General features: G+C 63.7%; 16 protein-coding genes. 8 read left to right on the plus strand and 8 right to left on the minus strand.

Annotated features, from left to right (window positions below):
- Window position 1 precedes the first annotated feature (1 nt).
- Genes J2R78_RS26245 through J2R78_RS26255 form a run of 3 tightly spaced genes read right to left on the minus strand, consistent with a single transcriptional unit; the run spans window position 2 to window position 2,043 of the window.
- Window positions 2–262 carry an SUMF1/EgtB/PvdO family nonheme iron enzyme gene (locus J2R78_RS26245; RefSeq protein WP_253607371.1) on the minus strand — a complete coding sequence of 87 codons (261 nt, stop codon included), beginning with the start codon at window positions 260–262 and terminating at the stop codon, window positions 2–4.
- Window positions 259–993 (minus strand): SDR family NAD(P)-dependent oxidoreductase, encoded by a 735-nt coding sequence (locus J2R78_RS26250; protein ID WP_253607372.1) that lies wholly within the window; start codon window positions 991–993, stop codon window positions 259–261. Before J2R78_RS26250 ends, J2R78_RS26245 begins: the two co-directional genes overlap by 4 nt.
- A 15-nt stretch (window positions 994–1,008) precedes the next feature.
- Window positions 1,009–2,043: a LacI family DNA-binding transcriptional regulator gene (locus J2R78_RS26255; protein ID WP_057021071.1), complete on the minus strand. Its 1,035-nt coding sequence runs from the start codon at window positions 2,041–2,043 to the stop codon at window positions 1,009–1,011.
- 181 nt (window positions 2,044–2,224) lie between these two features.
- Here J2R78_RS26255 and J2R78_RS26260 point away from each other — a divergent pair, with 181 nt between their 5' ends.
- Genes J2R78_RS26260 through J2R78_RS26290 form a run of 7 tightly spaced genes read left to right on the plus strand, consistent with a single transcriptional unit; the run spans window position 2,225 to window position 9,386 of the window.
- Window positions 2,225–3,526 (plus strand): ABC transporter substrate-binding protein, encoded by a 1,302-nt coding sequence (locus tag J2R78_RS26260; protein WP_253607373.1) that lies wholly within the window; start codon window positions 2,225–2,227, stop codon window positions 3,524–3,526.
- A 58-nt stretch (window positions 3,527–3,584) separates the two neighbouring features.
- The gene (locus J2R78_RS26265) at window positions 3,585–4,472 is read left to right on the plus strand and encodes a carbohydrate ABC transporter permease (RefSeq protein ID WP_176937038.1); all 888 of its coding nucleotides are present in this window, start codon (window positions 3,585–3,587) and stop codon (window positions 4,470–4,472) included.
- A gap of 4 nt (window positions 4,473–4,476) precedes the next feature.
- Window positions 4,477–5,304, plus strand: coding sequence for a carbohydrate ABC transporter permease (locus tag J2R78_RS26270; protein ID WP_028335651.1), 828 nt, complete (start codon window positions 4,477–4,479; stop codon window positions 5,302–5,304).
- Window positions 5,305–5,311: 7 nt separating this feature from the next.
- Complete coding sequence (locus J2R78_RS26275) at window positions 5,312–6,316, plus strand: zinc-binding dehydrogenase (protein WP_253607375.1); 1,005 nt, start codon at window positions 5,312–5,314, stop codon at window positions 6,314–6,316.
- Between the two features lie 6 nt (window positions 6,317–6,322).
- Window positions 6,323–7,396, plus strand: a complete 1,074-nt coding sequence (locus J2R78_RS26280) for an ABC transporter ATP-binding protein (RefSeq protein WP_225645759.1) — start codon at window positions 6,323–6,325, stop codon at window positions 7,394–7,396.
- On the plus strand, window positions 7,393–8,352 hold the full coding sequence (locus J2R78_RS26285; RefSeq protein WP_253607376.1) for a PfkB family carbohydrate kinase: 960 nt from the start codon (window positions 7,393–7,395) through the stop codon (window positions 8,350–8,352). The genes J2R78_RS26280 and J2R78_RS26285 overlap by 4 nt, the downstream gene beginning before the upstream one ends.
- Complete coding sequence (locus tag J2R78_RS26290) at window positions 8,349–9,386, plus strand: tagatose 1,6-diphosphate aldolase (RefSeq protein WP_253607379.1); 1,038 nt, start codon at window positions 8,349–8,351, stop codon at window positions 9,384–9,386. Before J2R78_RS26285 ends, J2R78_RS26290 begins: the two co-directional genes overlap by 4 nt.
- A gap of 105 nt (window positions 9,387–9,491) precedes the next feature.
- Here J2R78_RS26290 and J2R78_RS26295 read toward each other — a convergent pair whose 3' ends face one another.
- The 5 genes from J2R78_RS26295 to J2R78_RS45030 form a co-directional block, all read right to left on the minus strand.
- Entirely contained in the window at window positions 9,492–9,998 is a 507-nt protein-coding gene (locus tag J2R78_RS26295) for a DoxX family protein (protein WP_253636021.1), read from the minus strand.
- Complete coding sequence (locus tag J2R78_RS26300; RefSeq protein WP_253607381.1) at window positions 9,998–10,783, minus strand: DNA-binding domain-containing protein; 786 nt, start codon at window positions 10,781–10,783, stop codon at window positions 9,998–10,000. The genes J2R78_RS26295 and J2R78_RS26300 overlap by 1 nt, the downstream gene beginning before the upstream one ends.
- Window positions 10,770–11,681 carry a DUF692 domain-containing protein gene (locus J2R78_RS26305; RefSeq protein ID WP_253607382.1) on the minus strand — a complete coding sequence of 304 codons (912 nt, stop codon included), beginning with the start codon at window positions 11,679–11,681 and terminating at the stop codon, window positions 10,770–10,772. Before J2R78_RS26305 ends, J2R78_RS26300 begins: the two co-directional genes overlap by 14 nt.
- 50 nt (window positions 11,682–11,731) lie before the next feature.
- On the minus strand, window positions 11,732–12,031 hold the full coding sequence (locus tag J2R78_RS26310) for a DUF2282 domain-containing protein (RefSeq protein ID WP_038377692.1): 300 nt from the start codon (window positions 12,029–12,031) through the stop codon (window positions 11,732–11,734).
- A gap of 299 nt (window positions 12,032–12,330) precedes the next feature.
- Window positions 12,331–12,636 carry a hypothetical protein gene (locus J2R78_RS45030; RefSeq protein WP_253607383.1) on the minus strand — a complete coding sequence of 102 codons (306 nt, stop codon included), beginning with the start codon at window positions 12,634–12,636 and terminating at the stop codon, window positions 12,331–12,333.
- A gap of 16 nt (window positions 12,637–12,652) precedes the next feature.
- On the opposite strand from J2R78_RS45030, the gene J2R78_RS26320 reads away from it, so the two are divergent.
- A complete protein-coding gene (locus tag J2R78_RS26320) occupies window positions 12,653–14,467 on the plus strand; it encodes an adenylate/guanylate cyclase domain-containing protein (RefSeq protein WP_253636022.1) in 1,815 nt (604 codons plus the stop codon).
- Window positions 14,468–14,495: the final 28 nt, after the last annotated feature.

A 14,495-nucleotide genomic window follows, 5' to 3' on the forward strand; every position in this document is an offset into this window, starting at 1 on the left:
CCTATGCCGGATCCCGCAGCTGCCCGGTGCGCACGACACGGAAGCCGGTCGTGCCCGACGAGCCGACCGGCGCGTTCGGGTTTCGCGCTGCGAAGCGGTGGCGGCTGCCGTGGGACTCGAGGCAGGATTCACCGCGCGTCGAGCGGTTCGGTGCAGGCTCGCGATTCAAGGGGACTCCCGACGGTGCGAGGCGGTCCTCGTACCATTCCCAGACATTTCCGGCGACATTATGCAGGCCGTATCCGTTGGTTTCCTGGCTCATCCGGCAAGAAACCCGCCATCCACCGCGACGACGGTGCCGGTAGCATATTGAGATGCCGGCATGCAGAGGAATGCGACGGCTCCCGCAACGTCCTCCGGCTGACCCCAGCGCTTGAACGCGGTGCGGTCGGCGATGCGCTGATAGTGCGCGCGATCGGTGCGGCCGGCCGCATTGATCGCCGTTTCGATATAGCCGGGGGCAACCGCATTGACCCGGATGCCTTGCTTGGCCCATGCCAACGCGAGCGCCTTGGTCAGCATCACGACACCGCCCTTGCTGGCGCAATAAGCCGGGATTCGCGGCAGCGCCAATGTCGCATTCATCGAGGCAAGATTGACGATCGCGCCCTTGCTCTCGGCGAGAAGCGGGCGGAACGCCATGCAGGTTCGAAATGTGCCCGTGAGATTGACGTCGAGCACCCTCATGAAGGTCTCGATCTCGTATTCCTTATCGCGGGCGAGGATTCCCGCGCAGTTGACCAGCGCATCGACGCGCTTTTGCTGTTGGGCAAAAGAAGCGACAGCGTCGTCGTTCGTGACGTCGAGCGTCGCCAGTGTGAGTCCGGGGCGCGATTTCAGCAAAGTGCGCGCCAGATCGGTCTCGTTGGCCGCCGTTGCGGTCACCGTCGCGCCGAGATCGCAAAACTGATTGCTGATCGCGGCGCCAATGTCGCCGGCGCCGCCGATCACCACGGCATGGAAGCCGGCCGCAAGAGAGAAATTTGAGCGCATTGCAGGGGTCTCGCTTCAGGATTTGAGTGGGGGAGCCGTCGATTCACGGACCACCAGGGAGAAGTCGATCTCGCGATGCATGATGGTCTGCTCGCCGGCGAGGCTGCGCACCAGATATTCGCCGGCACGCTGCCAGGTTTCTCCGGTCGGCACGTGGATCGTGGTCAGGCTCGGCCGCAAATGGCGGCTCCAGTCGAGATCGTCGAAGCCGACCACCGACAGGTCGCGCGGCACCGAAAATCCATCGCGCTCCGCCTCGAGCAACACGCCGTAGGCGATCACATCGTTGCCGCAGACGACGGCGGTCGGACGATCCTTCAGGTTGAGGAGATAGCGGGCTGCTTCGCGCGCGTCGTCCAGCGTGTAGGGCACCTCGACATGCCATTGCGGAGGGAGCTCCAGGCCGTTCTCGGTGAGCGCGCGGCGAAAGCCGGCGACGCGAGCGCTGGCGCGGTCGTTGTTGCGCTGGAGCGCCGAGACGATCCCGATGCGGCGGTGGCCAAGCTCGATGACGTGCGCGGCGGCGCGGTGGGCGGCCGCTTCGTTGTTGGTTCCGACGCAAGGGTGGGGTCGATCAGGCTGGTAGATGCCGACATTGATGAAGGGAACCGCGTTGTCCGCAAGCAACTTGCGCAGTCCCTCGTGATGGCAATCACCGCGCAGCACAAGTCCATCGACGCCGCGGCTGATCAAATTGCGCGCTTGCTGCAATTCGACGTCGAGATCGTAGCCGCTCGTGGTGAGAAACAGCATGTATCCGACCGAGGAGAGATACTGCTGGAGCGAGGCGATGCCGCGCGCGAACATCGTGTTGTCGATGGTCGGAACGATCGCGCCGAGCGTGCGCGAGCGCCGTGACGACAGGATGCGCGCCGGCGCATGCGGAATGTAGCCGAGCGCGTCGATGGCCTGTTCGATGCGCGCCCGCAGGGAAGGGCTCACCGCATCGGGATTGTTGAGCGCGCGCGACACCGAGGCCGTTGAGACGCCGGCACGGGCTGCGACGGCGCGGATGCCCTGTTTCACGGATTTGGCGTTGGTCAATCGCATCAATGTAACGTTACATTCGACGGGGCAAACCGCGTGGCAGCGGTAATCTCGTAAATTTGCCGCAGAATATCCGGTTTGTCCATTGCTTGACACAACCGATGTGAGGTCTAAATTGTAACCGTTTTCAAGTGGCGTTCAAATGGCCCGCCAGCTTAAGGCGGCCAGCCGGGAGGAGAGTTCGATGAAGGTCAGGATGCTCGCGACGCACGTCGCGTTGCCCGTTCTCGCGCTTGTCGCCGTCAGCGCGCAGGCTCATGCGGCCGATTTCGACTGGATGAAGTTCAAGGGCAGGACCGTCACCTTTCTCGCCAATAACAATCCGGTCGCGCAGGCGCTGCTGACCTACAAGGCCGATTTCGAGAAGCTGACCGGCATGACCCTGAAGGTCGACGGTTATCAGGAACAACAGATGCGCCAGCGTCTGGTCACCGTCATGAATGCGAACAGCGACGAGGTCGACGTGTTCATGACGCTGCCTTCGCGCGAGGGCGAGCAGTTTGCCGCGGCCGGCTGGTACGGCGATCTCACTGCGATGGCCAAGAATGAGGTGGCCAAGGAATACGACCCGGCCGGGTTGAGCCAGGCTCTGCTCAAGGCCGCGACCTTCGGCGGCAAGCTGACCAGCATGCCGATGAACATCGAAGGTCCGATCTTCTATTACCGCACCGACATCTTCAAGAAGTGCGGCATTGAGGCGCCGAAGACCATCAAGGATGTCGAGGCGGCCGCCGAGAAGATCAAGACCTGCGACAGCGCTGTCACGCCCTTTGTCTCGCGTGGCCTCAAGCCCGCGGTCGCCTATACCTTCAGCAACATGCTGCACAACATCGGAGGCAGCTACATCGCAGGCGGCAAGTCGAACCTCTGCTCGGCCAAGGGCAAGGAAGCACTCGACACCTATAGCCGGCTGCTGCGCGACTTCGGTCCGCCAGGTGTGGTCAACTACAGCTTCCAGCAGATTTCGGCGCTCTACCGCAGCGGCCGCGCCGCGATGGCGTTCGAATCCTCGAACGAGTTGCGCACAGTGATGGAGGGCGGCGCGCGCCTGAAGGACACCGGCCTGTTGCCGTTCCCGGCAGGCGAGGCCGGCCAGGTGCCGACCACGATCGGCTGGGGCATGGCGGTTTCCTCGCACAGCAAGCAGCCGGACGCGGCCTGGTACTTCGTGCAGTGGGCGACCAGCCCCGAGGTGCAGAAGAAAATGGCGCTCCAGGGCATTGCCCCGCCGCGGCCGTCGGTTGCCAAGGATCCTGAGTACCGCAAATGGATCGACGAGGAGCCGGTCCGCAAGGAATGGCAGGCTGCGCTCGACGTGCTTGCGACCAAGGGCTCCTCCGAGGTCGGCTATCCCATCATCGCCAACCCGGAATCACGCGAATTCATCGGCCAGGCCGTGCAGGACCTGATCTTGAAGCAGAAGCCCATCGACCAGGCCTGTGCTGATGCCGACAAGGCGCTCGATGCGCTGATCGCCCAGAAGTAACCGCCTGATGCTGGCAGGCTTATGCCTGCCGGCTCCTCACTCTCAAGGAAACGGACGCATGTCGGACGCGGCTGCGACACTCACGCAGGACCGGCAGAAGCTGGAAATGGCGGCGCTCTCGGCGCCGGCCGTGATCTTCACGGTCGCGATGATCGCGTTTCCGGTCGTCTATACGATCTGGCTCGGCTTCCAGACATTCTCCTCGACCGGCAAGCAGTCCTTTGCGGGCCTCGCCAATTATTCAAAGCTGATCTCCGACTACGAGTTTTGGCACGGACTCTGGATCACCATAGCGCTCTATGTGCTATCGTTGGTGCTCCAGCTCGTCTTCGGCGTGTGGCTGGCTCTGGTGTTGTTTCACGCCAGGCGCCTGCCGGGAATCGTGCGCTCGCTGTTCATCTCCCCGTTCATGATGCCGCCAGTGGTGGCGGGCATGATGTGGCTGGTGATCCTCGATCCTTCGCTGGGCGCGGCCAATTACATCCTCCAGTCGTTCGGCCTGCCGCCGTCGGACTGGCTGGCGTCGCCGACCTGGGTTATCCCGACCGTCGCTCTGATCGACAGCTGGCAGTGGACGCCTTACGTCGCCTTGATCGTGTTGGGCGGCCTGCAATCCCTGCCGCCGAGCGTCTACGAGGCCGCGCAGATCGACGGGGCATCGCCGTTCAAGACCTTCCAGCGCATCACTTTGCCGCTGCTCTTGCCGACGATCGTCACCGCGGCCATCCTGCGCAGCGTCGATCTCCTGCGTTTCTTCGACATCATCTACATCACGACCCAGGGCGGCCCCGGCAACGCCTCGAACACGCTCAACATCTACGGCTTCCGGGTCGGCTTCGAATTCTTCAACATCGGTTACGCCAGCGCCCTGATGCTGACGCTGACGGCGATCGTGTTCGGCGCCGTGCTCGCCTTCAACCGCCTGCGCGGCGCTGTGGCGTGGTGATGTCATGACGGATGCCGCCAACACCGACCGCTGGATCCGCTGGCTCAACACCGTGCAGCTCGTGCTCGCCGGTGTGCTCATCATGGCGCCGACGGTCTGGATGGTGTTGTCCTCGTTCAAGCCGTCGTTCGAGGTGACGGCCTATCCGCCGACGCTGATCTTCACGCCGACGCTCGACAATTATGTCGAGCTGACGAAGACGACGCCGTTCCTCAGCTATGCGCTCAACAGCCTCATCGTCACCGTCGGCTCGACAGCGCTCGGACTACTGTTCGGCATCCCCGCCGCCTTCGCCGTGTCCTGGACTCGCATTTCCTGGCCGGCGATCCTGACGCTCGCCGCGCGCATGGCGCCCGGCACGCTGTTCCTGCTGCCGTGGTACGTCATGTTCCGGCAGGTCGGGATGATCGGCTCGTACACCGCGCTGATCCTGAGCCACGCGGTCATCACGCTGCCGATCGTGATCTGGGTGTTGCTGCCATCCTTCGACGGCATCCCGCGCAGCGTCTTCGAGGCCGCGCAGGTCGACGGATGCAGCGTCACGCGCATCCTCTGGCGTATCGCGCTGCCGCTGGTGGCGTCCGGCGTCGCCGTCTCGGCGATCCTCGCCTTCGTCTTCTCGTGGAACTACTTCCTGTTTGCGCTGGTGCTCTCCAACGGCGACACCAAGACGCTGATCGCGGCGGCCTTCAACTTCATCGGCGAAGGCTCGACGCAATGGGGCGCTCTCATGGCCGCTGCGACGCTGATCGCACTGCCGCCGCTGGTGCTGGCTGCCCTGGTTCAGCGCTGGCTGGTGTCCGGACTGACGCTCGGTGCGGTGAAAGGCTAGGTATCTGATGAACGTATCACCCCGTCCGAATTCGATCATGCAGGCCGCGGTCTTCCACGGCGGCGACCGCATCACCATCGAGCGCGTGGCAATGCCTGACGTCGGCACAGGTGAAGTGCTCGTGCGCGTTTCGCGCACCGCGCTGTGCGGTTCTGACTTCAAGCTCTGGCACAAGGGCGCAGAGTTCACCGCCGGCCATGAGATTTTCGGCGTGGTCGAGCAGCCCGGTCACCGGCTGCATGGTCGCCGCTGTGCCGTCTATATTCCACTCCACTGCGACCATTGCGCGGCCTGCAAGCGCGGCGATACCCAGATGTGCCTGGAGGTCTCCAGCCTGATCGGCTGGAACCGGCCGGGCGGCTACGCCGAATACGTGCCGGTGCCGGAAAATTGCCTGCTGCCGGTGCCCGATGACATCGAGGACAGCCTTGCGCCGCTCTTGCTCGACACCATCGGCACGTCGGGCCACGCCGTGCGTTTCGTCAGCCGCGTGGTGCCGCCCGGTGAGGCCGGACCTGTTCTTGTCATGGGCGCCGGGCCGGTCGGCCTCGGCGTCGTGCTGGCGCTCCGTGCGCTCGGCTACAACGACATCTACGTCGCCGACCCCAATGCGACGCGGTTGAAGATCGCGCAATCCTTCGGCGCGAAGGCGCATCCCGTGGGCGACACCTCGAAGCGCTTTGCTCTCATCATGGAATGCTCCGGCGCGCATGCGGCGCGCAACCTCGGCATCGAGCTCGTCCTGCCGCGCGGCGCGCTGGTGCTGGTCGGCGAGAACGCCGCGCCCTGGACCATCGAAGAGGGCAAGGTGTTCCGCCGCAAGGACTTCTACATGATCCGGACCTTCTACTTCCCGGTCTCGGATTTCGAGCCGAACATCGAATTGCTGCGCAAGTTCAAGGACGAATACCGCGTCCTCGTCGACGGCGAGTTCGGCCTGTCGGCCCTGCCTGAGAATTTCGCCCGCTTTGCCAGGGGCGAACTGATCAAGCCGGTACTGGCGCTGGGTTAGGCGATCATGGCCTCGATCTCGATCCGCAACCTCGTCAAGCGCTACGGCAGTTTCACCGTGATCCCCGATCTCAATCTGGAGATCGCGGACCATGAATTCGTGGTGTTCGTCGGGCCGTCCGGCTGTGGCAAGTCGACCCTGCTGCGAATCATTGCGGGTCTCGAGCCGATCACGTCGGGTGACCTTTACATCGGCGACAAGCGCGTCAACGGCGTGCAAGCTGCACAGCGCGATATTGCGATGGTGTTCCAGGACTACGCGCTCTATCCGCACATGCGCGTCTACGACAATATGTCGTTCGCATTGGAGCTGCGGGGAACGCCAAAGGCGGAGATCGATGCGCGCGTGAAGCGTGCCGCCGCGCTCCTGCACATCGAGCCCTATCTCGATCGCAAGCCGAAGGAGCTCTCCGGCGGACAGCGCCAGCGCGTCGCCATGGGCCGTGCGATTGTGCGCAATCCCAAGGCGTTCCTGTTCGACGAGCCGTTGTCCAACCTCGACGCAAAACTGCGCGGGCAGGTGCGGGCCGAGATCAAGGCGCTATCGCAGGAGCTCAAGACCACCATGGTCTTCGTGACCCATGACCAGATCGAGGCCATGACGATGGCCGACCGGATCGTGGTGCTCCAGAACGGGGCGATCCAGCAATACGACACGCCGGAGACAGTGTACGAGCGGCCGGCCAACCAGTTCGTCGCCGGCTTCATCGGCTCGCCGGCCATGAACTTCTTCCCGGTCGAATGGCGTGAGGAGCGCGCGATCCTTTCGCAAGGCGCAACGGCGGTGCCGCTGGACGGCGAGGCCGCAAGCCGCCTGCAGCAGGCGGGAAATGCCGTGCTCGGCATTCGTCCTGAACATTTTGCCGTCACGACCGATGCGGCGGACGGCATCGCCATCCACGTCAAGCTGGTCGAGCCGCTCGGCTCGGATACGCTGATCCATTTCGATCTCGCCGGCGTCTCCGCGATCGCAAGGGTCGATCCAGCGTTGCGACCAAAGCCCGGCGATCGCCTCAGTTTGCGGCCCCAGCCGGGCAAGACGCATTTGTTCGATGCAGCGAACGGGCAGGTTTTGCGGTGAGCGCATCGGCGAACATAGCAGCTCTTTCAGCGCTCGCGGATGTGGCGTCGGGAGCCAGGGGCGTCCAGGTGATCTGCCTTGGGCTGTCCGCGCTCGATCAGGTCTGGCGTGTTGATCGGCTCTTTGCGGGCAACAGCGAGAAGATAAAGGCCATCGACTACGGTACCCTTGGCGGCGGAATGGCCGCCAATGCCGCGGTCGCCGTCGCACGGCTCGGTGCCTCCGTCGCGTTCTGGGGGCGGGCAGGGGACGATGCCGCCGGGCACGAGATGCGGTCGGCTTTTGCGGCCGAAGGTGTCGACGTCGAGAATTTCCGGCTGTTTCCCGATGGCCGCTCATCGGTCTCGGGGATCATTGTCGACAGTTCGGGCGAGCGGCAGATCGTGAACTTCCGTGGTCTCTTTCCGGAAGCGGCCGATTGGCTTCCGCTTGAAGCCGTCGCTCGCGCATCCTCGGTGCTGGCGGATCCGCGCTGGGTGGAGGGCGCCGCGACGCTGTTTCGCGAGGCGCGTGCGCGCGGCATTCCGACGGTACTCGACGGCGATATGGCTGATGCCGAGGTATTCGAGCGACTGCTGCCCCTGACCGACCATGCGATCTTTTCCGAGCCTGCGCTCGCTTCTTTCGTCGGGTCTGCCAAAGACGAATCTCTCGCAGCACTGGCGCGCTTCGGCTGCAGTGTCATCGCCGTCACACGCGGCGAGGGTGGCGTCAGTTGGTACGAGAATGGCCAGCTGCACCGGCATGCCGCCTATGCCGTCGATGTCGTCGATACCACCGGTGCCGGCGACGTCTTTCATGGCGCCTATGCGCTGGCGATCGGCGTCGGCCTCGATGTGCGCACCGCCATGGCGTTTTCTGCAGCCACGGCCGCGATGAAATGTCGCCACGCGGGTGGCCGCAACGGAATCCCCACCATCAACGACTGTCTTGCATTCATGAGGACGAAGCCATGAGAACGATTGGAAAGAACCGCGGGCTGGGACGCCTTGCTGACGCGGAAGGCCACTTTCGCATGGTGGCATTGGATCAGCGGCCGCCGCTGTTCGATGCCATTGCGAAGGCGAAGGGAATCACGCGGGATCAGGTCGAATATTCCGACGTCACGGCGGCCAAGCGGCTCCTCGTGGAAAACCTCGCACCGCATTGCAGCTCGATGCTGTTCGATCCGAATTTTGCCGTGCCCGCCGCGATTGATCTGTTGCCGCCGCGCTGCGGCCTGATCATGACGCTGGAGGAGCATCGCGTCGAGGAGACCGCGGGCGGTCGCAAGTCGCGCGCGATCGCCAACTGGAGTGTGGAGAAAATTCGCGCCATGGGCGGCGACGCCGTCAAGGTGCTGGCCTGGTATCGGCCGGATGCGGACGCCGCGGTCAACGAGCATCAGAAGCGCTTCGTGCGCGAGATTGGCGAGGAGTGCGCCCGCCACGACGTTCCCTATGTTCTTGAACTGCTGGTCTATCCGTTCCTTGGCAGCGCCAATCACACCGCCGATTATGTGGAATCGCCCGGCAAGCTGCCGGGCCTCGTCATCGATAGCGTGCGCGAGTTTGCCAGGCCCGAATACGGCGTCGATCTCCTGAAGCTTGAGAGCCCTCTCGCGGCCAACAGCCTGCCGGCCCGTGACGGCAGCAAGGAAGCCACGGCCGCGCAGAAGGAATTCGATGCGATCGGCGATATCTGCCGCGAGCGGAGCATTCCCTGGGTGCTCCTGTCGGGCGGCGCCGCGCCGGAAAAATTCGAGCGCGTCCTCGACTTCGCCTATGCCGCGGGCGCGGGCGGTTTCCTGGCCGGCCGCACCATCTGGCTCGATGCCGTCCTGAAGAATTTCCCGGACCTTGCGGCGGTCTCGGCGGGCCTGCGCAAGGATGGCCTCGGCGTGCTTGAGCGGCTCAACAAGTTGACGACGGCCAAGGGCACGCCGTGGAAGGCGCGCTTTCCGGTATTCACTGACATCAAGCAGGAGGGTGACTTCGCGCGCGCCTATTGAAACGGTGACGGCTCCACGTGTCTTGGTGGGCCCGGCAGGACTCGAACCTGCAACCAGACCGGTTATGAGCGGCCGGAAAAGGGATGCGGACGCTAGCTTGAGTGCTCAGTTCGTTTGCCGAAGGAATCCGTGTATCAGATGATCCGCCGAGATGCGTCCCGGTCCCCAAGCCATGATCCCGAGCGCCATCGCCGCCCAAGTGAGGTGGATCGGCCAGCCGTCGGGCACGGTGAGTTCGACAATCATGGTCATGAACAACAGCCCGAGTGCGGCAAAGCGGGTGCCAAGGCCGAGCACCAGCAGCACCGGAAAGATGATCTCGCCGCATCCGGACAGGAATGCCATCACCGCAGGTAGCGGATAGTGATAGGGCCCGCCTGGCAGGTGCAGCATGAACTCGTCGGTGAACAGCGTCACCGCGGTGTCGCTCAGCTTGAGGAAGCCGGTCCATTTCAGGATGCCGGATTTCCAGAACGGCACCGCCAGCGCCACGCGCATCACGAATTGAACCAGCGACGGCAAGGCCACTGTCTGGATCAGGTGCTCGGCCTTGTCAGCGAGGTGGCTCAGCCGGTGGCGTTCACTGGCGCCAAAATGCTGATCGATGACCATCATGCTTCTCCGAAATTGATTGATGTGAAAGCACCCGCCTCGATCATGCCCGCGATGTTCGCCGCGATGTCGAATCCGGGCGAGGACTGAAGTGCCGACGCTGCGGCGTCGCCAAGCGGCCGTCCCGACATCAGGTTTGTCAGAAACACCGCGCCGTCCTCGGGCAGATGGCGCACGACGACGTCCATCTCGGGCCGGGTGATCAGAGCATCTTCCGGCGTTCCCGCGTCGATCTGACCCGGCATCTCTCCGCCGCGATTGGCGGCGAAGATCGTCACCGCCGCGAAAGGCGAGCGGACGAGTCCTGCTGCAGGATGTGCGGTGAACACCACATCCGCCAGCCGCTCCGGCGGAACCAGAGCGAGCACATCCCGTGACAATGGCGCGGCATCGGCGGCATGATAGGCGTCGAGCCAGGCCCGCTCGATCCGCGCGACATCCGCTAGCCAGGGCATGGCACAGGCATATTCGTAGGTTTCGATGAACGCGGGAAAGTCGCGGCCATAGTCGAGCAAGAGCGGCGATGTTGGCGGCGAGGCCCGGACATGGAAACGCGCCATGGCACGGAAGAACTCGACGCCCGTGATGCGCTGGACCGCAGGGTAGACCGCGGCAAGCGCATCGATCAGGCTGACCGTGACGTTGTTGCGATAGACATTGTAGCGCCGGACCGCCGCCTTTCCGTTCGGCCCGGTGACGAGCGAGGGTGTCTCGCGCCCGGGGTCGATCAGCGCAGCCGCGAAGCGCGCCGCGTAGGACGAGAGCTCCTCCTCAAGCGGCAGCATAGCGCATCTCCCGCTGGTGGCGGTCGAGGATTGCTTGCGCCGCGGCCGCTTCGGCCTTCAGCACGGGCCAGTCCGGAATTTTGCTGTCCCATTCGACCAGCGTCGGGACGGAACCACAGCGCGAGACGACGATCTCGAACAGCTTCCACACCGCGTCCGTGACCGGCCCGTCATGGCTATCGATCAGGAGCAGGTCGCCTTCATCGTCGAGCTGCTCGGCATGACCGGCGAGATGGATTTCGCCGACGCGTGACAACGGAAAGTCGGAGAGATAGTCGAGCGCGGAGAAGCCGTGATTGTTTGCCGAGACAAACACATTGTTGATGTCGAGCAGCAGTCCGCATCCGGTGCGCTCCGCGACGCGGCGGATGAACTCGGTCTCGCTCATCGTCGATTCGGTGAACGCGAGATAGGTCGACGGATTTTCCAGCAGCAACGGCCGCCAGATGGCGTCTTGCACTTGATCGATATGATCGCAGACCCGTGCGAGCGTCGCTTCGGTATAGGGCAGCGGCAACAGGTCGTTGAAGTAGGTGGTGTCGTGGGTCGACCAGGCGAGATGTTCCGATACCAGCGCGGGCTCGTAGCGCTCGACGAGATCGCGGAAGCGCTTCAGATGCGCCTTGTCGAGCGGCCGTTCGCCGCCGATCGACATGCACACACCATGCAATGATACCGGATGATCGCGGCGCACGGCTTCCAGCGCGCGATGCGGCGGCCCGCCCGCGCCCATGTAATTCTCTGCATGCACCTCGAAGAAGCCACGCTGCCGTCCCGCGCCAAGGATCGCAGCAAGGTGCCCGGGCTTGAAGCTGGTGCCAGCCAGGCCATGTATGGCAAGCGCGGGAAAGCGGGGAGGCTCGGCTGCGAGCAACCGGGACGAGATCGCAGCGTTCATGTCGTCTCTCCGCTTTCTCTATGATCGTGAACGTCTGCCGTGCGGTGCGACTAGACCGGCTTGAGCGATCCGGTCTTCCCGTTCGGAAGCTGGATGCTGGTGCAGGTGCCACCCTGCACGAACTTCCACGCGTTGCCCTGAAAGTCGACCGTCGAGGTGCCTTGGCAAGTCGTGCCGGGGCCGGCCGCGCAATCGTTCTGGCCCTTCAGCGCGACGCCGAAGCACTTCTCCTTGTGGGCCGCGGTCGCTGCATCCGCCTCGGCCTTGGTGAGGGGAGCGGCGGTGGCAAGGGTTGCAAGCGCGGTCGAAACGGCGCCGGCAAGGACAAGCGAGCTGATGACATTCTTCATAGATCTCTCCACATCGTTATTTTGCGTCGCCTCCTGAGGCGTCGGGGGCGCATCGAAAGGTTCGTTCCGTTCGCTGCCGCCGTTACGGTTTTGGCAGCTCACGAATCCGTGACTTCGCTGCAGGTGTCCCGCAAATGGCTCTTGTGCCGTCTGCGTGCCGATCAAATACGCTGACATCGACCGGAGCCTCCAATGCCTTGTCGCTATGGAAACCGGGCGGGTCGAGCATTGGCGATGGCGACGCTCCGCCTGTCATAATTCCGAGACGTAACAATCTGCCGGACGCAAGCGTATCGCCATCAAGCCCTCCGACCGCCGGCGAAGGCCAACATGAACGCCTTTGAACGCTCAAGCGCCCTCGAACGACCGCGGTCACCGTCTTCGGCGAGGATGCTGACGATCAGCATTCGTCTTGCCGTCTCGGCGCTGGTCCTTACGGCGATCCTGCTCACCGCAGCAGCCTCGAGCCTGCTCTGGTGGCGCACGGCCGAATCGATCAGCCGGCAGCTCGCCTCGACGATCAACGAACAGATCGTTGCTGCCGTTCGCAAGGAGGTGTCCGCGATCGTCAATGAAGCGCGCGCCGCCCACACCGCCGTGCGCACGCTGTTCCTGCAGAACGTGCTCGATACCCGCGAGGCCGACAAGCGCGAGTTCGTGTTCCTATCACAATTGCAGTCGCAAGCGACGATCTCCTGGGTCGCCTTCGGGTGGCCCGACGGTTCCTTCTTCGCCGCGCATAAGCTCGGTGACGGCCATCTCGAGATGATGGAGATCTCGAAGATCGACCATGTCGGCCAGCGCCGCATCGACGAGTATCAGGTTATCCCCGGCGACATCGAATTTGAATCCCGCCGTTTCGAACCCACAGACTTTAGCGTCACTATGCAGGACTGGTTCAAGATCGGCATGGAGGCCAAGGGCCCGCAGTGGTTCGGGGTCGTCGACCATCCGATCGGCCCGCGCCCATCGATCGCCTTCGCGGGGCCGATCGATGTCTATCAGGAACGTCAGGGCGTCCTTGCGATCATCATCGAGTACACCAGGCTCTCCCGTTTCCTCGCCCAGCTCGAGGTCGGCCGCACCGGAACGGCTTTCATCCTCGGTGCCGGCGACGAATTGATCGCGGCTCCCGACAAGAACGCCGACGAACTGCATCCCGCGCACAGCCGGATCGATCTGTTGCCGTTGGCGCGCATGGCTCTGACACTGGCCGGCGAGGAAGGTCGCAAGGAAGCCTGGCGGCGGCGGCTTACCCTCGATGGCGCAGCCTATGAGGTTGGGCTGACGCCCCTACCATTTACCGGCTGGTGCCTGGCGACCGTGATCCCTGAGGCTGAGTTTCTTGGCCCGGTCGAAACCACGTTGCGACGGCTCATCATCGGTCTTGCCATCGGTGCGCTGCTCGCCGCCCTGTTCTCTGCGATGCTGGCGCGGTCGGTGATCGCCGCACCGCTCGCCCGTGTGGTCGGCGAAATCCGACATGTGGAAAGTTTTGCGCTGGACCAGGTGCGCCGCCACCCGTCGCGGCTCGCCGAGATTTCGAGCCTTTCGGGCGCGATAGCCGAGATGGCGCAGGGCTTGTCTGCTTTCCGCAAATTCATCCCGGCCGATCTGGTCCGGTCGCTCCTTCGCCAGGGCATCGAGGCGAAACCTGGTGGCTCGATCCAGGAGCTGACGGTAATGTTTATCGATGTGGCCGGCTTCACCGGGCTTTCCGAGCGCATGGGGGATCGGGTTGTGCCGCTGTTGTCGCGATATCTCGACGTCGCCTCCGAAGTCATCGTCGCCCACGGCGGCACCATCGACAAATTCATTGGCGACGCTGTGATGGCATTCTGGGGCGCGCCGACAGCGCAGGCCGAACATGCTCTGCTCGGTTGCCGTGCAGCACTCGTCTGCCGCCAAGGCATTGAGGCCGCGGGCGTCAGGGACGACCAGGGCCATCCCCTGCAAATCCGGATCGGCATCAATTCCGGCCGCATGCTGGTTGGCAATGTCGGCTCCGAATTGCGGCTGAACTACACGGTGATTGGCGATGCCGTGAACGTGGCGAGCCGCCTCGAAGGCGCCAACAAGCACTATGAGACGCAAATTCTGATCGGCGCCGAGACCAAGCGCCTCGTTCAGGGGGCGATGATCACACGCGAGATCGATCGCATAGCCGTCTACGGCAAGACAGAAGGCCTCGCCGTGCATGAACTGATCGGTTCGGCTACAGGCGCCGCTTACCCGGCCTGGATCATCGATTACGAACAGGGACTACTTGAATATCGCAAGCGCGACTTCGCCAGCGCCATATGCTGCTTCGAGGCTGTCTTGCGCCAGCGTCCTCACGACAGGCCGACTGAACTGATGCTCGACCGCTGCAAGCTCCTCGAGCAGTCGGGTGTTGACGACACGTGGTCACCTGTCGTGACACTTCAGTCAAAATAGCCGACCCGCCGGCACCAGACAGACGACT

The sequence above is a fragment of the Bradyrhizobium sp. USDA 4538 genome, assembly GCF_024171045.1.
Lineage (GTDB): Bacteria > Pseudomonadota > Alphaproteobacteria > Rhizobiales > Xanthobacteraceae > Bradyrhizobium > Bradyrhizobium australafricanum.

Coding starts and splice junctions, on each gene's coding strand:
- J2R78_RS26245 (WP_253607371.1), bottom strand. CDS start 262: ATGAGCCAGGAAACCAACGGATACGGCCTGCATAATGTCGCCGGAAAT.
- J2R78_RS26250 (WP_253607372.1), bottom strand. CDS start 993: ATGCGCTCAAATTTCTCTCTTGCGGCCGGCTTCCATGCCGTGGTGATC.
- J2R78_RS26255 (WP_057021071.1), bottom strand. CDS start 2,043: ATGCGATTGACCAACGCCAAATCCGTGAAACAGGGCATCCGCGCCGTC.
- J2R78_RS26260 (WP_253607373.1), top strand. CDS start 2,225: ATGAAGGTCAGGATGCTCGCGACGCACGTCGCGTTGCCCGTTCTCGCG.
- J2R78_RS26265 (WP_176937038.1), top strand. CDS start 3,585: ATGTCGGACGCGGCTGCGACACTCACGCAGGACCGGCAGAAGCTGGAA.
- J2R78_RS26270 (WP_028335651.1), top strand. CDS start 4,477: ATGACGGATGCCGCCAACACCGACCGCTGGATCCGCTGGCTCAACACC.
- J2R78_RS26275 (WP_253607375.1), top strand. CDS start 5,312: ATGAACGTATCACCCCGTCCGAATTCGATCATGCAGGCCGCGGTCTTC.
- J2R78_RS26280 (WP_225645759.1), top strand. CDS start 6,323: ATGGCCTCGATCTCGATCCGCAACCTCGTCAAGCGCTACGGCAGTTTC.
- J2R78_RS26290 (WP_253607379.1), top strand. CDS start 8,349: ATGAGAACGATTGGAAAGAACCGCGGGCTGGGACGCCTTGCTGACGCG.
- J2R78_RS26295 (WP_253636021.1), bottom strand. CDS start 9,998: ATGGTCATCGATCAGCATTTTGGCGCCAGTGAACGCCACCGGCTGAGC.
- J2R78_RS26300 (WP_253607381.1), bottom strand. CDS start 10,783: ATGCTGCCGCTTGAGGAGGAGCTCTCGTCCTACGCGGCGCGCTTCGCG.
- J2R78_RS26305 (WP_253607382.1), bottom strand. CDS start 11,681: ATGAACGCTGCGATCTCGTCCCGGTTGCTCGCAGCCGAGCCTCCCCGC.
- J2R78_RS26310 (WP_038377692.1), bottom strand. CDS start 12,031: ATGAAGAATGTCATCAGCTCGCTTGTCCTTGCCGGCGCCGTTTCGACC.